Genomic DNA, 18,206 nt, shown 5'->3' with positions numbered 1-18,206 from the left:
GGCAATTTATGATGTTTGAATTTGCCATTTTTGTTCTGTCATTTGTGCTTGTAACCATTGATTAAATCTTTCATTCAGCAACCGTTGCCGCATTGAACGATCCAGTTGGGCTGGTAGTAATTTTTCCAAGCGGACAATTACCAGTACATTATTAATTTGAGTTGGTGGTGATAACTGCTGTGGCTGGCTTCTTGAAAGGATATTCACCAATGTTGGATGCAGAGATTGTAAATCTATTGGACCTACTAAGCCATCAGTTTGAGCTTCTGGACCTTGGGCGTATTCCCGTGCTAACTCAGCAAAAGACTGTTCACCCTCTTTGATGCGGAAGTAGATTTCTTGGGCAATTCCGATTTCCGAGGTGGTAATCAGGGAATAAATTACCCTATCTAGTTGGGTTTTACGTTGGAAGAAGTAAGAGTTTAAATCCCCACCCCAAGTGGCCTCTTTAAACTTTTCTAGTTTTAATTGTCGCATGGCCATGAGCTTCAACTGCTGGAAATTTTCTCCTTGTTGATCTATTCCCTGATATTGTTGGGCTAATTGTTCACAGACCTGTTTTTCTTCTTCTGGAGTATAAACAATTTCGGCGGCAGCGATCGCTTGATCAATGATGATTTCCTTGATTAATACGGGAACAAGCTGGTATTCCGACATTAATGATAGAACCTCACCGGACTGGAGGATGCGATCACCCCATTGCAGGACTTGATTCTTATGGCTTGTGATCAGATTTGTCACCGTTTTTAACTTCTTTTGAAAAGATAATAGGACTAGGTTTTGAATAAGTTATCTTTTGGTTAAGATTAGATAATCTACTACTAATTTACTCTGTTTTCAGGTTAGTGTATAGATGTATGACAGTAAATTATCCATAACCAGGAGTTGATTTACTAGATTTACTAGATTTAGATAATTAGACTGTTGATATTTGGGCATTATTGTACTAAAGTACCATGAGTTGATAAATTTGTCATACCAAACTTACTTTTACTCTGTAAAGCTTTGCTAACTTTAACTATTGCATAATCTTCAGCTAAGTTACTCGTTCTAGATCACAAAAAATCAGGCTGGTAAATCGTAATTGCGAGTTACCAGCCTGAAGTAGATAGGGAAATTTCTTCTTCCTAACCCATAAAATCATCCTAATTAACGAAATCTGCCAGGATTTAGACGAATGGGAGCTTTACGTTCGCTATTTCGTCCAATTCTCACTCCATTTCTCAATTTTCTACCAGTACCACCATCTTTAGGATCAAGATATGGTTTCAAATTAATTCCACTTCTAAAAGACCTAACTTGATTATTACCACCTATACCTGCAAGTGTTTGTCCTAGATTGTATAAACTATCTCCATTAGTCCCTTGACGATCAGTATAGGTATCAACAGCAATAGTTTGTTGTCCACTATCAGCGGTAGTTAGATTTTGGAATACACTATTACGGATTGTATAGGGATCTTTACCACGGGGTACTGTTAAGACAATTCGACAACTGGGTTGGGTTTCAGTGGTGACACAAATAATATTTTCGTTGTTTTCTACAGCTATTTGTAGTTCTTGTAAACCATCAGGACGATATAATTCTAAACGGGACGCGATCGCTTGACAACGTTTTTGTCCATCCCAACCCCCGCCTAAATTTTGAGGTGCAGCCCAAGCAAAATATTGTCCTGGTTGACTTTGGGGCTGATACATGACTGTAAACTGTCCATTGTAAGATTGACAACTAAATCTTGTACCACTATTAACCGTAGTAGAAGTTGGAACAGTATTTGATGAGCCTGATGGAATTGTAGTTGAGCCTGAAGGTACTGTTGTAGAAGAACCTGATGGAATTGTAGGAACAACAACTTCAGCAAAAACTACAGCATTGCCGAAAAATACAGAACAGCCAAGACTAGTCAAAAATAAGAACGTCAGAGATTGTAATGACATAAGTATAATCAGTAATGAACACAGATAGATAACCGATATCTATCTTGACAGAGAATATATATTTTTGATTCATGAGAAAATAGCTTTTTTCTTCTGTAGGGCTGGAGTCTGGGTGGGGTAACGCCGTCCCTGCAAAAGTCAAAAGCAATGTTTCCTAAGCTGTTTAGGAATTGAGAATGGTTTGTTTATTTACGCCTTTGTGTACTATAGAATTAATAAATGATATTTGAAAATTTTCAGTAGTGTAGGTAGGGCTATGCCTTAGAAAGGCTACCTACGGTGGGCATTGCCCACCCTACGTGGATTTCAAAAATCAAATATTAGTCCTATAGGTTCTCCATACCGCTATAAAAATAAGATATGACGACCTAAATTCGAGAAAGCACGAATTTCTCTAATCTATCCATTCCCTTTTCAATGGTCACCAAATCCGTAGCATAGGAAAGACGAATGTTATTATCAGCACAAAAAGCTATGCCGGGAATAACTGCAACTTGATGTTCGGCTAATAATGCGTCACAAAATTCCAGGGATTTTAAGCCGGTTTTGCTGATATCTGGGAATAGGTAAAAAGCACCGTCGGGTTTAGCGGTACTCAAACCAGGAATAGCGTTGAGTCTGTCTAACATGACTTGACGACGTTTAGCGAAGGCTTGACGCATTTCCTCTACGCAGTCTTGAGAACCCTCCAAAGCAGCGATCGCTCCATATTGAGCAAAAGTACACACATTTGAGGTACTATGTCCTTGGATGGTACTAGCGGCCTTAATAATTTCTACAGGTCCGGCTAAGTAACCCAAGCGCCAACCCGTCATTGCGTAACCTTTAGCAAAACCGTTACTAATTAAAGTCCGGTTAAAAATCTCCTCACCCAAAGCCCCAATACTGATATGTTCTGCACCGTCATAGAGAATCTTCTCATAGATCTCGTCAGAAACCACATAGATATCTGCATCAACTATTACCTGTGCTAAAGCCTTAATTTCCGCCGCCGTGTATACCATCCCCGTGGGGTTGGAAGGGGAGTTAAGGACAAATAACTTAGTTTTTGGGGTAATGGCCTGTTTCAGTTGTTCTGGGGTGATTTTGTACCCTGTAGAAGCGTCTGTTTCTACAATCACTGACTTCCCACCGACTAAAGTTACCATTTCGGGGTAACTTAACCAGTATGGAGCGGGAATAATTACCTCATCACCGGGATCAATCAGTGCTACAATTAAATTGTAAAGAGAATGTTTACCACCATTGGTGACAATCACATTTTCTGGCTTATAATTAAGACCATTATCATTTTTTAGCTTGCGAGCGATCGCTTCCCTTAACTTTGGTTCTCCTGCGGCTGGACCGTATTTGGTTTTACCCTCAGCCAAAGCCTTTGAGGCTGCGGCTTTAATGTGCGCTGGGGTGTCAAAATCCGGTTCTCCAGCACTAAAACTACAAACATCTATACCCTTATCCTTCATGGCCTTAGCTTTAGCTGTAATGGCTAAGGTGATGGAAGGTGTTACCCTACTTACTCTTTCTGCCAGCTTCATTCTACTTTAATTTGACGAATATCTGTCCTATTGATCTCAGGATATCCCATAATTCTCTTCTATATTTGCCTTTTTTTAAATTCTTTTTCCTTCACCAGCGGTAAATATTGAGATCAATAAATTCCCATAATACCAAGTATATGATCATATTTCCAGCTAGTGGAGGAATTAAAACAAGCATTAAATGATTATAGCGGTTCTAAAGAAAATATTAAAGATTGCTTCCTATTACCAATCACCAACCAAATAATGACACAAACACTCCCAGCAAAAGATATTAACTTACGCTACTTAATTGATAATTTTGGCATTGAGTTAGTTTTAGATGGACAATTTTTCTGGGAATGGCAAGCAGGATTACCAGAAATTACAGATTTAGATAAACAACTTTTAGACAAAGTAAAAGCTGGTTATTTGAATCTTCTCAATTATCCACCATTACTAGAAGATATTGTCAGAATGGCAATTGTAGACCCAATACTTTTTATCGGTGATTTTTACCTATCTCCTTTTGATGTAAAATCGGAAGAATCTATAGATATTGCTGTAGCAGATGAAGATGTAATTATTCAGGGGAGAATGGATATTTTAGTTTTAAAAAATCAATTATGGGTGATGATTATTGAGTCAAAAAAAGCTTCATTTTCTATTGAAGAAGGACTGGCGCAAATTTTATCATATATGTTAGGTAATCCCTATCATGATCAACCCAGTTTTGGGATGATTGCTACAGGTAGCGAGTTTATTTTTGTGAAATTAATCAAAGGAAAACCTACCCGTTATTCTTTATCAAAAGGTTTCTTAATGCGTAATCCTGGCAATGAATTATATGATGTATTGCGTGTTCTCAAGCATTTAACTCAACTAGTGACCGTAACGGATCATAATCAATAATCATAATCAATAAAGATGGAGGTGAGTTATGGTTCAAGCATTAACAAAATTATTAACTTTTGCAGATTTCATTCTTGAATACGGTAACAACCCCCGCTATGAACTTGCAGACGGAGAATTGATTGACACAGAACCAACAGGACCCCACGAAACCGTCGGTGGTAAAATAGCAACTCAACTGGGTATTGCTATTACCAATGCACAACTTCCCTGGTTTATCCCTCGTACCTGTCTTATCCGTCCTTTTACAGAAATAGCCACAGCCCGACGACCTGATATTGTAGTATTAGATGAAACTTTGCTGCACCATGAGCCTTTTTGGGAACATCAACCAATTATTGCTTTAGGACAATCAATTAAATTAGTGGTTGAAGTTGTCAGCACTAACTGGGAAACAGATTATGCTCGTAAAGTTAAAGAATATGCTTTATTAGGAATTTCTGAATATTGGATTGTTGATTATCGAGGTTTGGGAGGAGTGGTTTTCATTGGTAAACCAAAGCAACCGACATTTACAGTTTGTCAATTAATTGGGGAAGATTATAGTCAGCAACAATATCGTTTAGGAGAATATATCAAATCTTCTCTTTTACCTTTTTTACAACTGCGTCTAGATGATATTATGCCACGATAATTTTTGTGAGAATTTATCATAGGGATTGATAAAATCTCATGGGGAGGTGTGGGTTGGGGATGGGTTTCTTGCATCTCACTTAGTCAAGAATCGCTTTTAATTGATCACAACCATATTAACAGGACTTACACAACTGGTATAATATTCTAGATTGTAGTTGTGAATTTCTTCAGCAAATCCTAAATATGCAATATAATAGTATAATCATCACCATAGCCACAGTTAATTTTGATTGTATCCTTAGTTTCTATACTCAATTACTAGCACAAGAACCAAAAAAACTCATCCCTCATATTTATGCTGAGTTTGAAATCCCTGGTTTAAAATTAGGCATTTTTCAACCCAAACCAGTTAACGCAGCAGAATTTGTCACTAATTCCCAAAGTCCCCTAAGTTTGTGTTTAGAAGTCAATAATTTAGAAAGCGCCATATCTTACTTGACATCTTTAGGTTATCCCCCACCAGGAATAATTTATACAGCTTCCCACGGTAGAGAAATTTACGCCTATGACCCCGATGGTAACAGATTAATTTTACATCAATCTAACTAATATGGGAAGTTATTAGTCACAACGAACAACTAACAATTAACAACTAACAATAAATGTCTATTACACAAAACTACAAATTAAATCTAATCCAATGGTATCCTGGACACATCGCCAAAGCTGAAAAGAATCTCAAGGAACAGCTAAAACGGGTAGATGTGGTTTTAGAAGTACGGGATGCTCGTATTCCCCTAGCAACAAACCATCCACAAATGAATGAATGGGTGGGAACAAAAACGCGGATACTGGTACTTAACCGAGTAGATATGATTTTACCACAGGTGCGATCGCGCTGGATAGAGTGGTTTAAAAATCAGGGTGAAGTTCCATATTTTACCGATGCTCAACATGGACAGGGAATTACAGCGATCGCCAAAGCCGCCCAAAGCGCAGGTATAGAACTTAACAAACGTCGTCAAGAACGGGGAATGTTACCCCGTCCCGTTCGCGCCGTGGTTATTGGTTTTCCCAATGTCGGTAAATCGGCTCTAATTAACCGTCTCATAGGTAAACGAGTGGTAGAAAGTGCTGCCCGTCCCGGTGTTACCCGTCAACTACGATGGGTCAGAATTTCGGATCAGCTAGAATTATTAGATGCACCGGGTGTCATCCCCGCTAGACTCGATAGCCAGGCCGCAGGAGTGAAATTAGCCATTTGTGATGATATCGGTGAAGCATCCTATGATAACCAACTCATCGCCGCTGCATTCGTAGATATACTTAATGAACTTCAGGAAACATACCCAAAATTTTTACCACCCCATCCATTACTAACACGATATGATTTTGACTCTGTTATCCACACAGGGGAAGCGTATTTACAAGCTTTATCAGAACATCGCTACAAAGGAGACATAGAACGTACAGCTAGACAAATGATCACCGATTTTCGGAAAGGATTATTGGGGAATATTCCTTTAGAATTACCACCAATGTAACTGTTAATTTCCTATTCAGCTTGTGAATATTTTTCAGCCAAAATGTCTAAAATATCAGTTATGAATGTGTTAGATCATAAATGATAGGCAACAAAGAATAGAGAATAATTAAATTACGAATTATTGAGACTATTTTTTTATTCAGAGGTCAGATAATGGCTATAGCTACTATTAACCCCTACACCGGGGAAACACTGAAAATTTTTGAGCCGTTACAAAAAATGGAAATTGCTGCTAAATTAGATTTAGCAGGAAAGGCTTTTCAAGAATACCGTCAAACAAGTTTTTTAGAGAGGTCTCACTGGTTAGAACAAGCAGCGACTATTTTAGACCAAGAAAAGGCAGATTTGGGGAAATTAATGACTTTGGAAATGGGTAAACCATTAAAAGCTGCCATTGCTGAAGTCGAAAAATGCGCCCTTGTTTGTCGTTATTACGCGGAAAATGCCGCCAGTTTTCTGGCTGATGTCACCATCAAAACCGATGCTAGTCATAGTTTTGTAAAATATCAGCCGTTAGGGGTTATTCTCGCCGTCATGCCCTGGAATTTTCCTTTTTGGCAAGTTTTCCGGTTTGCAGCACCGGCACTGATGGCGGGCAATGTAGCCTTACTCAAACACGCTTCCAATGTACCACAATGTGCATTGGCAATTGAAGACATTTTCTATCGTGCTGGTTTTCCTGCTGGTGTATTTCAAACATTATTAATTGGTGCAGATCAAGTTGCTGACTTAATGGCCGATGATCGAGTTAAAGCCGCCACTTTAACAGGTAGTGAACCAGCAGGGATATCCCTCGCTGTTGCATCTGGGAAACAAATCAAAAAAACTGTTTTAGAATTGGGGGGAAGTGACCCATTTATAGTTTTAGAAAGTGCTGATTTAGAAACAGCAGTTTCTACTGCGGTGACAGCGAGAATGTTGAATAACGGACAATCTTGTATTGCAGCCAAACGCTTTATTATTGCTGAGGCTGTTGCTGATAAATTTCAAAAATTGCTGTTAGAAAAATTCCAATCTCTGAAAATTGGCAATCCCATGGACCAAGATACAGATTTAGGACCCTTAGCAACTTCCAATATTCTCCAAGAATTAGACCAACAAGTGAAAAAAGCCGTCAAAAGTGGCGGTAAAATCCTCACAGGTGGACATCCTTTAACAGAAATGTCGGGGAACTTTTACCCACCAACAATTATCATAGATATTCCTGTAGATACACCAATTGCCCAAGAAGAATTTTTTGGACCTGTAGCATTATTATTCCGAGTTCCTGATATCAACACTGCGATTAAATTAGCTAATGATACTCCCTTTGGTTTAGGTGCAAGTGCATGGACAACAAATACAGAAGAACAAAATCGCCTAATTCAAGAAATCGAAGCCGGGGCAGTATTTATTAACAGCATGGTCAAATCTGATCCCCGTTTACCTTTTGGTGGCATTAAACGTTCTGGCTACGGACGAGAATTAAGTATTCAAGGCTTACATGAATTTGTCAATGTAAAAACTATTTGGGTCAAGTAAAGGGAACATAGTATTTTCTCTCTGTGTTCTCCGTGCCTCTGTGGTTCGTTATTAGAAACTTAGAAATTTAGTGAAATAGTAATCACCAATTACCAAACTTATGAATACCGCAGAATTATTAGTACAGTGTTTAGAAAACGAAGGAGTTCAATATGTTTTTGGACTTCCTGGAGAAGAAAATTTGCACGTTTTGGAAGCTTTAAAAACATCATCAATTCAATTTATTACCACCCGTCATGAACAGGGTGCTGCATTCATGGCCGATGTTTATGGTAGGTTAACAGGAAAAGCGGGAGTATGTCTTTCTACTCTTGGTCCTGGGGCAACTAATTTAATGACAGGGGTGGCAGATGCTAATCTAGATGGTGCGCCATTAGTGGCAATTACCGGCCAGGTAGGAACAGATAGAATGCACATTGAATCTCATCAATATTTGGATTTAGTGGCTATGTTTGCCCCCGTTACTAAGTGGAATAAACAGATTGTTAGACCGAGTATTACACCAGAAGTCGTCAGAAAAGCCTTCAAGCGATCGCAAACAGAAAAACCCGGTGCTGTACACATTGATTTACCGGAAAATATAGCCGCTATGCCCGTAGAAGGGAAACCTTTAAATAAGGATAATAGTGAAAAAACCTATGCTTCCTTTGCCAGTATTCGCGCCGCATCTGCTGTAATTTCCCAAGCAGTTAATCCCATCATTTTAGTAGGAAATGGTGCAATTCGCGCCCAATCTAGCGACGCAGTAACACAATTTGCTACCCAAATGAATATTCCTGTTGTGAATACTTTTATGGGTAAAGGTGTGATTCCCTACACTCATCCTTTAGCACTTTGGTCTGTGGGATTACAACAACGGGATTTTATCACCTGCGGCTTTGATAATTCAGATTTAGTCATAGCTATTGGTTATGATTTAATTGAATTTTCTCCCAAAAAATGGAATCCTGAAGGGACAATTCCTATTATCCATATTGCAGCAACGTCTTCAGAAATTGACAGTAGTTATATTCCCCAATTGGAAGTAGTAGGAGATATTTCTGACTCCCTGAATGAGATATTAAAATTAGCAGATAGACAAAATAAACCCAATCCCTATTCTATCAGCTTACGTCCTAATATTCGGGCTGATTATGAAGAATATGCCCAAGATGATCAATTTCCTATTAAACCGCAAAAATTAATTTATGATTTGCGGCAAGTTATGGGACCAGATGATATTGTGATTTCTGATGTTGGCGCACATAAAATGTGGATTGCTAGACATTATCATTGTCATAGTCCCAATACTTGCATTATTTCTAATGGTTTCGCGGCTATGGGTATTGCTATTCCTGGTGCATTGGCCGCAAAATTAGTCTATCCAAATCGTAAAGTTGTCGCTGCAACTGGTGACGGTGGTTTTATGATGAATTGTCAAGAATTAGAAACAGCTTTGCGAGTGGGAACTCCCTTCGTGACTCTGATTTTTAATGACGGTGGCTATGGTTTAATTGAGTGGAAACAAGAAAATCAATTTGGTAAAGGTAACTCATCTTTTGTTCATTTTGGTAATCCTGATTTTGTCAAATTTGCTGAAAGTATGGGATTAAAAGGTTATCGAGTTGAATCTGCTACAGATTTAGTTCCCATGCTTAAAGAAGCGCTCGCTCAAGATGTACCAGCAGTTATAGACTGTCGCGTAGATTATCGAGAAAACAGTCGTTTTACTAAAAAAGCCGGTGAGTTAATTTGTGAAGTCTAAATATTCCTAAATATTTCTAAAGATTGATTATTTATCAGGGTGGGTTTTCCACCCTTGATGATGATTTTAGCCCACACAGAGAGCGCCTAGTTTAAGAGATGGAATTTTTACCTTTTCTGACTGAACTCAGCAACAAAGAATACAGATTTATGATGCTAAGGGTGTTATTTATTAATAAGAAGAATCCTCAAATCTCTACGTAATCTGAATTTTGTATTTGTATTATTATTTATAATGGGAATCTGTGCGCTGGTATAAGGGCATTTTTGTAGTTAATGCAGTTTTCAATTTTGTTTTCAATTTTGAGATTTTTAAGTTTCTCCAAGCAAACTTGTTTAGTCTTTAACTGATTTCTAGTAATAGGAATCAATACGGTTCTGATAATTTAATAATATTGGAAATTTGGACAAGATGCTATTTTCTTAACATTTATGCAAATTTGTCAAAATCCCAATTGTTCTAACCCCTTTAATCCGAAAACCTCTAAATTTTGCCAAAGTTGTCAAGAAAGTAACTTTGGAGAAATGCTGCGAAACCGTTACCGGGTTTTAAGATTATTAGGTGAAGGTGGTTTTAGCAGAACCTACGCTGCTGAAGATGTAGATAGACTTAATGCACCCTGTGTTATTAAGCAATTTTTCCCCCAAGTTCAAGGAACTGGACAACGTGCTAAAGCTGCGGAATTTTTTAAAGAAGAAGCTTTTAGATTGTATGATTTGGGAGAAAATCATTCCCAAATTCCGCGACTTTTGGCTTATTTTGAACAGGGTTCTAGTTTATATTTAGTCCAGGAATTTATAATTGGTAAAACTCTTCTAGAAGAACTGCAAAATCAAGCTTATAGTGAAATAGAAGTTCGTCAACTTTTGACTGATTTATTACCAGTTTTAGATTTTGTTCACAAACACAATGTGATTCACCGCGACATTAAACCAGAAAACATTATTCGTCGAGATAGTGATAAAAAACCTGTCTTAATTGATTTTGGTGGTGCAAAACAAGTTACTCAAACTAGTCTAGCTAGACAAGCAACAGCTATTTATACTCTCGGTTATGCACCAACGGAACAAATGGCCGGGTTTGCTTGTCAAGCAAGTGATTTATATGCTTTGGGTGTAACTTGTGTGCGGTTATTAACTCAAGATCTACCATTACAAGATGATTATGGACAACTAAAAGATCATCTTTATGATGCTATGAATGCTAAATGGTTATGGAAAGAACGGTTACAACTTAAAGGAATTACTATTAGTGATGAATTTAGGCAAATTTTAGATAAATTACTCCAACATTTTGCTAGTGATAGATATCAGTCAGCAATGGATGTTTTACATGATTTGAATTTTGCTAAATCTCCCGTTGCTATTAAATTCCCCCCTGTTTCTAAACCACCATTAACACCATTACCTCCACCACCTCCCACCAAAATTATTGTTCCCTTACCTCCTTTGTATAACTTTGATTTTTATGTCATTACTGTAGACACTACTGGGAGGGAAGTTAACCGTGATAGACGTAATTCTAAATATTTTCATGAGGAATTAGGCAGAAATACAACTTTGGAAATGGTGTCAATTCCTAATGGAACTTTTATCATGGGTTCTCCTGTTTGTGAAGGTGATAGTGATGAACGTCCCCAACATCAAGTAATAGTTCCATCTTTTTTTATGGCTAAATATCCTATTACTCAAGCACAATGGAGAATAGTAGCAGCTTTACCAAAAGTTCAACAAGAATTACATCCCAACCCCTCGAAATTTAAAGGTACAAATCTGCCAGTAGAAAATGTTTCTTGGTATGAAGCTGTAGAATTTTGTGCTAGATTAAAAATTAAAACTGGTAGAGAATATCGTCTACCTAGTGAAGCAGAATGGGAGTATGCTTGTCGTGCGGGAACTACCACATCTTTTCATTTTGGAGAAACAATTACCTCCGATTTAATTAACTGTAGTGGTAGTGATACTTATGTTGGAGAACGAAAAAGTAGATTTCGTAAACAAACAACAAATGTTGGTTATTTTGAAGTTGCAAATGCTTTTGGTTTATATGATATGCACGGTTTAGTATGGGAATGGTGTGCCGATCCTTGGCATAATAACTATCATGGAGCGCCTATAGATGGTAGTGTATGGGAAAATGGTGGTGATCAACATCGTCGAGTTTTAAGGGGTGGTGCGTGGAATTTTAACGCAGAACTTTGTCGCAGCGCTAGTAGAAGTTGGAATGAAGCAGACGGTGGTTTACGAATTTGTGGTTTTCGAGTAGTATTTTCTGTTTAAATTTAGTTAGTAGTTAGTTAGTAGTTAGTTAGTAGTGAGGACTTTAGTCCTCTGTCCTCAACATCAATAATAACTAAGGAACTGACAATTAAAAAAAGATCCTCAACTATAGGGTGTGTTATCTTCAACTTTAACACACCCTAATAAATTAATAAATTAGATGATTTACAGCACTTCCTGATGTTATGAGGTACAAGAACCCCACCCCCTCCAATATCAAAAGTTTATCCTTTTCTTCCCCCCGCTGCGGGGGGATTGAGGGGGGTGCGAGGAGGGGGCTTAAGATGTACCTCATAAGAGCGGAAACCCCTGTATTTTTCAAAAATCCCTAATCTAAATTAAATTCCACAAATTCCGGTAATCCTGGATATACCATATTTCGATCTATGGCTGATAATATCTTCTGATCAGAATTAGGAGAATTTAAACAACGACAAACTAATTTAGCAACATCTGCACGATGAATAGTCCCCACAATTTGAGGATTTTCAGTTAAAATTCCGTTGTTGGTAGCAGGTTCTGATTTTAAACCACCAGGACGAATAATTGTATAGTTCAGTCCGCTGGAAATCAGGTATTGTTCAGCCTTTTCTTTTTCAATTAAAACGGGTTTGAGTGCTGCTAATGCTTGGGGTGGTAAAGCTACCACACTATCACCACTCCCAATAGAAGTTACCAAAATAAACTTTTTTACTCCCGCTTTAACTGCGGCATCAATCAGGTTTTTATTACCGATATAATCGGGTTTGATATCATCTGTCGGTAAACCTCCTAATGTACTGATAACCGCTTGAATAGGTTCATTTCCTAACATTCCCTGTTCAATATCTGCCGCATTTAAAGCATCTCCTAAAACTGGATGAATACCCATTGCTTTTAGTTCTACAGCAGCGGTTTCTGTTCTCACAAGTGCTTTAACTTGAATTTCCTGTGCTGTCAAATATTTAGCGATTTCTTGGCCAACACCCCGACTTGCACCAGCTAGAAAAATGTAAGATGTGATTGACATAATTAGTTGATAAAAAAGATCCTATATTTACATTTATCACAAAATGGTTATTTTAAAATGGGACTATTTCAAATTCAAAAGTACCCAGCAAACGCTCATCAATATAAACTTGTATTTGATGTTTACCTAAAGGATCTCCAGGAGAAATAGTCCAGAAATTTTCAATCACACCATTAATAGGCGTTTGGATTCGGGTCGAAGTTGCCGTTTTTCCATTTTTTGATATGGAGATATTTTCACGATTTTCTGTGATCCAAGTTTCGGGAGCTTTTGGTAAAGTTAAAACTTCTCTCCATTGGACTTTACCCAAATATTTATCAAGTGTAATTCTCCAACCATAAGCATCACCTTCTTTTAAGGGAACGGTAGTTGTTGGAAAAAAATTGACCTTTCCTGATGAGTTAATTATCCTGACTCCAAATTCAGTTTTATTAACAACTATTTGCTGATTAGTAATTGAATTACTATATTTTTGTTTACTTGCGGCTAAAGCAACATCAGAGTTATTTAAACCTGATATTATTAATGGAAACATCAAAAACAACGAACCTACTAAAACCTGGGTATTGGCAATTTTTATCAACATTCTCTTCTAATAAACAAGTAGGATAGAAAATATATATATCCTACTTGATCAAGATATTTTTGGCAATAGTTAATCTTCGTCAAGTGCAGGTAAAATTTCCTCAAATTGCCACAATTGATCTTTGTTTTTCAGAAACCAAATTCGAGTTTCCGTAGTTAATTTACCCCAAATAATATCAGCAGAAACATGGGGAGAAGCATATTGAAATTCTTCCCCGATAATTCTGAGATTATCTTCTATATTTCTAGGAATACCAAAATCCTGCCAATCAATTTTAACATTTCTGCCGGTAACTCCCGCAGTCGGGTCAAAAATTAATTGTGCGGCTCTAACTAAGTCAGCAAAGTGTTGCGGCTTTAATCCAATTACTTCTTGGATTTCAGGTGATTTATGGGCATCTTCAGACATTTTACTGGAGTTATGTAGATGTGTAATTTAGAGAACTTACTACCAGAGATCATCCCACTCTCTTTAGTTTAGCTCAAAAAATTGAGATAAAATTTAAGAATAAAACCTCTAATAAAGTTTTGGTTGGTAATTTGATTTAACAATTCCTCGGATTTTATTGCTACCCTCAAATTAGAGGGGGAATTTTGTCTTTATAGTGTCATTACGGGATTAACGATCAAATTTCTAGCTTCAATTAGAGACTTATTTTCATAATGAGGTATAATAATATGCTGCACAAATTCCGTAATCGCACGGAAGCAGGAAAACTGTTAGCTGCTCAGTTAACAGAATATGCCCATTGTCCTGATATTTTAGTATTAGGGCTTCCCCGTGGCGGTGTACCTGTGGCTTATGAGGTAGCAAAGGAACTTAATGCACCCTTAGATATCTGCTTGGTGCGGAAACTAGGTGTACCTGGACACAAGGAATTGGCCATGGGGGCTATTGCGACCGGAGGAGTCCGTGTTATGAATGAGAATATTGTAGATTCATTGCAGATTTCCCAAGCAACTATTGATCAAGTAGTAGCAATAGAAATGCGGGAATTAGACCGTCGCAGCCACGCTTATCGCGGTGATCTTCCTCCTCTAAAAGTAAAAAATCGTACTATTATTTTAGTTGATGATGGTATTGCTACGGGTGCTACTATCCGAGCAGCGATCGCTACATTGAAAAAACAACAACCCCAGAAGCTTGTAGTAGCTGTTCCCGTGGCGGCGGTATCTACTTGTGAAGAATTAAGAGCAGAGGTAGATCAGGTTGTATCCGTAATAACACTAGCCGATTTGTATGCAATTGGGATTTGGTACGAGGATTTTCAGCAAACAACCGACGCTGAGGTATGTGAACTTTTGACAACGCAAAAATTACTGATAGCCAAGGACTCTTAATCGAAGTTAAAGTTATTTAGAGAACATTTAGTGTCAGTTAAGAAAGTGTCACTCTCTACACTAGCTGTTTGGTGTTCAAACAAGTATAATTAGTAAATGCAAGGAGTGATACCACTTTACTTGATACTTGTTACAACTTCCCTCGCGCTGCTTATACTTCCCGTTATTGGAGTTGCGAGTCTAAAATGTCACAAAATTAGTAAAGTAGTATAAAGTTATACGGGGAACGCCTGGGTTAGAAAAAACTCAGGCGTTTTTATTATTTAGGGCTTGCTGAATCTAAAATCCAAAATCTAAAATCCAAAATCCAAAATTTTCTTGGCTTGAGTCATAACTAACTTTTGTAAGTCGTTGTTACTTGGTAATTTCTCTCCTAGAAGGACTGGGCTTGTATCCCATTATTTTCGGTCAGAATAAGAAGAGGAAAATCTAAAATCCAAAATCCAAAATCCAAAATTGATTGACCGAGAGTATATTGTGGAGATAGAGGTTTTGTTACTCAATTAGGTTAACAAGATATGGACACTGAGGAACTAAAACGGCGTTATGCTGCGGGAGAAAGATATTTCGTTTCGGCTAAACTAGTCAAAGCTAAACTAATCAATGCTTATTTACCAGGAATTAATTTATGGGGAGCAGATTTAAGCGAAGCAAATTTAGCTAAAGCTAAACTGTGGGGAGCGAATTTGAGTAGAGCGAATTTAGCCCAGGCCAATTTAACTAGAGCGAATTTATCTGGTGTTAATCTGACTGAGGCAAATCTTAGAGGTGCAAGACTGCATTATACTAAGTTCTACGGAGCAAATTTACATGGTGCATATTATGATGAAAGTACCAAATTTCCTAGAGATTTTGATCCTCTTAGTCACAATATGCAAAAGTTATAAATACCTAAACTGCTTCCGGTGTTGGTATGGGAAATATTTCTCCAGCTAAATATGCGGAAAAATGCTTTTGGAAATAAAGCCAAGATGTCATATCTTCTCCCTCAATATAAGTTTTTGGGGCTTCTTTATACAAGGGAACGCGATTATTAATTTCTTGTTGTAAAATCGGGTGTAGTGCTTGTAAACCGCTGACTTTTTTACCTATAGCACTATAAATTAAATAACCAGGACTTTCACCCATTTTCATCCAGGGTAACCACGGACCGATTCTATCCCAAGATAGACTTAATTCTGTCACTGAATTTAGTTCTGGATTTTCTAAATCTGCCGTAGCAACAGAGATTTTAAATAATTCTGCTGCTTGATAAATTTTCCCTGGACAATAATCAGTAAATTTTGAATTTTCGGCTAAAGGATTGACATAATTAGGAAAGATATCAAATACAAAATTAGTTTTTTCTCCTTCTAATTCTACAGGTAATTTATCTTTGAATTTACCTTGAACGGGACTATTTGCAACGTGCATAACAGTTAGTATTTCCTGATTCCAAGGATTCTGCCATTTGTGTAAAATCTCTTTGGTTTCCGGATTGAGATAATAAGTTAATTCTCTAGAAGTAAAATCCCAACTCCTTTCAGTATTCTGAATACAACGACTTACACTCATTCCCACCATTTTGAATAATAATTTTCGTTTTTCACCAGGAATAAAACTATAAATATTCCCTGTCCAAGTCAGAAAATTAGACTGATTAGAATCTAGAGAAGAACGGGTTTTAATCCATTGTTTAACATCTACTAATTGTGTTTGTTCTGTCATAGAATACCTGCTTTTATATTCAAATTTTTGATCTGGAATTTTTTTGAAATTCGTTGGTTTTTGCTGATTTTTAACTCTATTCTCAAAATAACCATTACACATATTCTAAAAATAATGTATGGACGAGAATTTCTACCCAGGTTAAGTTTCTACAAGGGTTGTAGAAACCACAGATTTAATTTTCACCAATTTAGACTTTTCAAACAAGCTTTAAATTGCTATTGAGCGATCGCTTGCAACAGCATCGTCAACAATATGGTACAAAGATAGTCTACTCTACAGGGCGATCGCCTGTGCTTTATCGAGAAATCCAACAGGAAAAAAAGCTCTTTTTCCCAGATGCTGTAGTTGTAGGTTGGGTTGAGGTAACGAAATCCAACATTTTAATAATTTGCTTGATTTGCGCTGTCATTTAAGCTAACCTACAACTTTTGACTAATTGAAGTTCCAAATAAAACCTGAGTTCAATCAACTTTAAACCTAGCTAATAATTCCTGACGGGAAAGATTAGATAAATTAAGTAATAACTGAGTTCTTTCTGTTAATGAAAGTTCCATTAACGGACTGACAATAGCAGATAACTCCTCATCTAAATTACCAAAACGCACCGCTAACAAACTCTCTACCATCAAACGTTGTCCGTCTTTTTGTCCTTCCTGTCGTCCTTCCTGTCTTCCTTCCTGTCTTCCTTGTTGTCTTCCTTCCTCTATTCCCTCTTGTTTCCATTCTTCCCGTTGTTTAAGATACGCTGGTGATAAACTCATAATTAACTCCCTTGCTTCTTCATCATTAACATCACTATTCAATTCTAAATTTTTCCGCCAAGATGCGAAAATTTCCATTAATCTATCCCATTTATCATTCTCTTTTGACAGTTCAACTACTTCGCTGATAGCTTCCATTTGAGTTCTACCTTTTCCCATTACCCTTAACCATAGTGTATCCTCTGTTATGGGTAATTGGTTAATAGCAACAATGGCGGTTTTCTGATATTTGGGTAAAAAATAAACTCCTTTTTCCCATCCCTCCTTTATTTTTGCTCCAAAACCTGCGAGGATTCTTTCAGAACAAGTGGGTGTTAAAATCCATAGAAGGGGTAATTCTTGTTCAGAAATAGAACGTTTTTCTCGTTTCGCTTCTCGCAATAAATTACCTTGTACACTATACAATTTTAACAAACAAGTTCTAATTTCTACCTCATTAGGTGCATTGCGGTAAGGTTCAAATAAACAGCTTGTAACTGCCATTTTTCCTAATAATCCTAATTCGGAATTTGTAGATGTTGTAGTCGGAACAAACCAAACATCTATTTCTTGAACTTCGCTTTTTACATCTTTACTGGTTTCTACCTTACCTAGAGGTTTTAATAGTTCTTCTAGATATTCTTTGGCCAGTTGGTCGTGGACTTGTCGTGTCATAAATTTCCTAGTATAGCCGTAATTTCTCATTACCAAGGCTTGTTTTTGAATTAGGAATTGTACAGTAAGTGCCAAAACAACATACACTTTTTGTGAATTAACCTCACAAAAGG

General features: G+C 37.3%; 17 protein-coding genes and 1 pseudogene. 10 read left to right on the top strand and 8 right to left on the bottom strand.

All coding sequences use genetic code 11. The features are described from left to right. Positions 1-6: 6 nt before the first annotated feature. The 3 genes from H6G25_RS16030 to H6G25_RS16020 form a co-directional block, all read right to left on the bottom strand. On the bottom strand, positions 7-657 hold the full coding sequence (locus H6G25_RS16030; RefSeq protein WP_190393365.1) for a peptidylprolyl isomerase: 651 nt from the start codon (positions 655-657) through the stop codon (positions 7-9). Positions 658-1,149: 492 nt separating this feature from the next. Next, the gene (locus H6G25_RS16025) at positions 1,150-1,938 is read right to left on the bottom strand and encodes a COP23 domain-containing protein (RefSeq protein WP_190393348.1); all 789 of its coding nucleotides are present in this window, start codon (positions 1,936-1,938) and stop codon (positions 1,150-1,152) included. 368 nt (positions 1,939-2,306) lie between these two features. Beyond that, complete coding sequence (locus tag H6G25_RS16020) at positions 2,307-3,473, bottom strand: pyridoxal phosphate-dependent aminotransferase (protein ID WP_190393347.1); 1,167 nt, start codon at positions 3,471-3,473, stop codon at positions 2,307-2,309. Positions 3,474-3,722: 249 nt separating this feature from the next. Between H6G25_RS16020 and H6G25_RS16015 the strand changes: the two genes are divergently transcribed. From H6G25_RS16015 to H6G25_RS15985, 7 genes are all read left to right on the top strand, one after another. After that, positions 3,723-4,367 carry a restriction endonuclease subunit R gene (locus H6G25_RS16015; RefSeq protein WP_190393346.1) on the top strand — a complete coding sequence of 215 codons (645 nt, stop codon included), beginning with the start codon at positions 3,723-3,725 and terminating at the stop codon, positions 4,365-4,367. A gap of 28 nt (positions 4,368-4,395) precedes the next feature. Continuing rightward, entirely contained in the window at positions 4,396-5,001 is a 606-nt protein-coding gene (locus H6G25_RS16010; RefSeq protein ID WP_190393345.1) for a Uma2 family endonuclease, read from the top strand. Positions 5,002-5,186: 185 nt separating this feature from the next. Beyond that, the gene (locus H6G25_RS16005) at positions 5,187-5,552 is read left to right on the top strand and encodes a VOC family protein (protein ID WP_190393344.1); all 366 of its coding nucleotides are present in this window, start codon (positions 5,187-5,189) and stop codon (positions 5,550-5,552) included. Between the two features lie 53 nt (positions 5,553-5,605). Then, positions 5,606-6,487 (top strand): ribosome biogenesis GTPase YlqF, encoded by an 882-nt coding sequence (gene ylqF / locus H6G25_RS16000; RefSeq protein WP_190393343.1) that lies wholly within the window; start codon positions 5,606-5,608, stop codon positions 6,485-6,487. Between the two features lie 155 nt (positions 6,488-6,642). After that, on the top strand, positions 6,643-8,010 hold the full coding sequence (locus tag H6G25_RS15995; protein ID WP_190393342.1) for an NAD-dependent succinate-semialdehyde dehydrogenase: 1,368 nt from the start codon (positions 6,643-6,645) through the stop codon (positions 8,008-8,010). Positions 8,011-8,110: 100 nt separating this feature from the next. After that, on the top strand, positions 8,111-9,754 hold the full coding sequence (locus tag H6G25_RS15990; RefSeq protein WP_190393341.1) for an acetolactate synthase large subunit: 1,644 nt from the start codon (positions 8,111-8,113) through the stop codon (positions 9,752-9,754). A gap of 431 nt (positions 9,755-10,185) precedes the next feature. After that, on the top strand, positions 10,186-12,033 hold the full coding sequence (locus tag H6G25_RS15985; protein ID WP_190393340.1) for a bifunctional serine/threonine-protein kinase/formylglycine-generating enzyme family protein: 1,848 nt from the start codon (positions 10,186-10,188) through the stop codon (positions 12,031-12,033). 328 nt (positions 12,034-12,361) lie between these two features. On the opposite strand, the gene H6G25_RS15980 is transcribed toward H6G25_RS15985, so the two are convergent. From H6G25_RS15980 to H6G25_RS15970, 3 genes are all read right to left on the bottom strand, one after another. After that, on the bottom strand, positions 12,362-13,042 hold the full coding sequence (locus tag H6G25_RS15980) for an SDR family oxidoreductase (RefSeq protein WP_190393339.1): 681 nt from the start codon (positions 13,040-13,042) through the stop codon (positions 12,362-12,364). Between the two features lie 52 nt (positions 13,043-13,094). Next, a complete protein-coding gene (locus tag H6G25_RS15975) occupies positions 13,095-13,628 on the bottom strand; it encodes a hypothetical protein (RefSeq protein ID WP_190393338.1) in 534 nt (177 codons plus the stop codon). A 69-nt stretch (positions 13,629-13,697) separates the two neighbouring features. Continuing rightward, positions 13,698-14,036: a hypothetical protein gene (locus tag H6G25_RS15970; protein WP_028084817.1), complete on the bottom strand. Its 339-nt coding sequence runs from the start codon at positions 14,034-14,036 to the stop codon at positions 13,698-13,700. Positions 14,037-14,305: 269 nt separating this feature from the next. On the opposite strand from H6G25_RS15970, the gene H6G25_RS15965 reads away from it, so the two are divergent. Together H6G25_RS15965 and H6G25_RS15960 are read left to right on the top strand one after the other, a co-directional pair. Continuing rightward, a complete protein-coding gene (locus H6G25_RS15965; RefSeq protein ID WP_190393337.1) occupies positions 14,306-14,968 on the top strand; it encodes a phosphoribosyltransferase in 663 nt (220 codons plus the stop codon). A gap of 518 nt (positions 14,969-15,486) precedes the next feature. Further along, the gene (locus H6G25_RS15960; protein WP_028084815.1) at positions 15,487-15,855 is read left to right on the top strand and encodes a pentapeptide repeat-containing protein; all 369 of its coding nucleotides are present in this window, start codon (positions 15,487-15,489) and stop codon (positions 15,853-15,855) included. A 4-nt stretch (positions 15,856-15,859) separates the two neighbouring features. On the opposite strand, the gene H6G25_RS15955 is transcribed toward H6G25_RS15960, so the two are convergent. After that, complete coding sequence (locus H6G25_RS15955; RefSeq protein ID WP_190393336.1) at positions 15,860-16,675, bottom strand: DUF1838 domain-containing protein; 816 nt, start codon at positions 16,673-16,675, stop codon at positions 15,860-15,862. Positions 16,676-16,890: 215 nt separating this feature from the next. On the opposite strand from H6G25_RS15955, the pseudogene H6G25_RS15950 reads away from it, so the two are divergent. Further along, positions 16,891-17,028, top strand: a pseudogene (locus H6G25_RS15950) (HAD family hydrolase); the annotation flags it as partial. Positions 17,029-17,139: 111 nt separating this feature from the next. Here the strand turns inward: H6G25_RS15950 and H6G25_RS15945 are convergent. Further along, entirely contained in the window at positions 17,140-18,093 is a 954-nt protein-coding gene (locus tag H6G25_RS15945) for a hypothetical protein (RefSeq protein WP_190393334.1), read from the bottom strand. Positions 18,094-18,206: the final 113 nt, after the last annotated feature.

Origin of the sequence: Dolichospermum sp. FACHB-1091 (assembly GCF_014697585.1) — a bacterium.
In the GTDB taxonomy this organism is placed as follows: Bacteria; Cyanobacteriota; Cyanobacteriia; order Cyanobacteriales; family Nostocaceae; genus Dolichospermum.
The sequence above is the reverse complement of the archived record's forward strand: the minus strand, read 5'-3'. Positions and strand labels throughout refer to the sequence as shown.

Coding starts and splice junctions, on each gene's coding strand:
- H6G25_RS16005 (WP_190393344.1), top strand. CDS start 5,187: ATGCAATATAATAGTATAATCATCACCATAGCCACAGTTAATTTTGAT.
- H6G25_RS16020 (WP_190393347.1), bottom strand. CDS start 3,473: ATGAAGCTGGCAGAAAGAGTAAGTAGGGTAACACCTTCCATCACCTTA.
- H6G25_RS15995 (WP_190393342.1), top strand. CDS start 6,643: ATGGCTATAGCTACTATTAACCCCTACACCGGGGAAACACTGAAAATT.
- H6G25_RS15960 (WP_028084815.1), top strand. CDS start 15,487: ATGGACACTGAGGAACTAAAACGGCGTTATGCTGCGGGAGAAAGATAT.
- H6G25_RS16025 (WP_190393348.1), bottom strand. CDS start 1,938: ATGTCATTACAATCTCTGACGTTCTTATTTTTGACTAGTCTTGGCTGT.
- H6G25_RS15975 (WP_190393338.1), bottom strand. CDS start 13,628: ATGTTGATAAAAATTGCCAATACCCAGGTTTTAGTAGGTTCGTTGTTT.
- H6G25_RS15985 (WP_190393340.1), top strand. CDS start 10,186: ATGCAAATTTGTCAAAATCCCAATTGTTCTAACCCCTTTAATCCGAAA.
- H6G25_RS15945 (WP_190393334.1), bottom strand. CDS start 18,093: ATGACACGACAAGTCCACGACCAACTGGCCAAAGAATATCTAGAAGAA.
- H6G25_RS15980 (WP_190393339.1), bottom strand. CDS start 13,042: ATGTCAATCACATCTTACATTTTTCTAGCTGGTGCAAGTCGGGGTGTT.
- H6G25_RS16010 (WP_190393345.1), top strand. CDS start 4,396: ATGGTTCAAGCATTAACAAAATTATTAACTTTTGCAGATTTCATTCTT.
- H6G25_RS15970 (WP_028084817.1), bottom strand. CDS start 14,036: ATGTCTGAAGATGCCCATAAATCACCTGAAATCCAAGAAGTAATTGGA.
- H6G25_RS15955 (WP_190393336.1), bottom strand. CDS start 16,675: ATGACAGAACAAACACAATTAGTAGATGTTAAACAATGGATTAAAACC.
- H6G25_RS15965 (WP_190393337.1), top strand. CDS start 14,306: ATGCTGCACAAATTCCGTAATCGCACGGAAGCAGGAAAACTGTTAGCT.
- H6G25_RS16015 (WP_190393346.1), top strand. CDS start 3,723: ATGACACAAACACTCCCAGCAAAAGATATTAACTTACGCTACTTAATT.
- H6G25_RS15990 (WP_190393341.1), top strand. CDS start 8,111: ATGAATACCGCAGAATTATTAGTACAGTGTTTAGAAAACGAAGGAGTT.
- ylqF (WP_190393343.1), top strand. CDS start 5,606: ATGTCTATTACACAAAACTACAAATTAAATCTAATCCAATGGTATCCT.
- H6G25_RS16030 (WP_190393365.1), bottom strand. CDS start 657: ATGTCGGAATACCAGCTTGTTCCCGTATTAATCAAGGAAATCATCATT.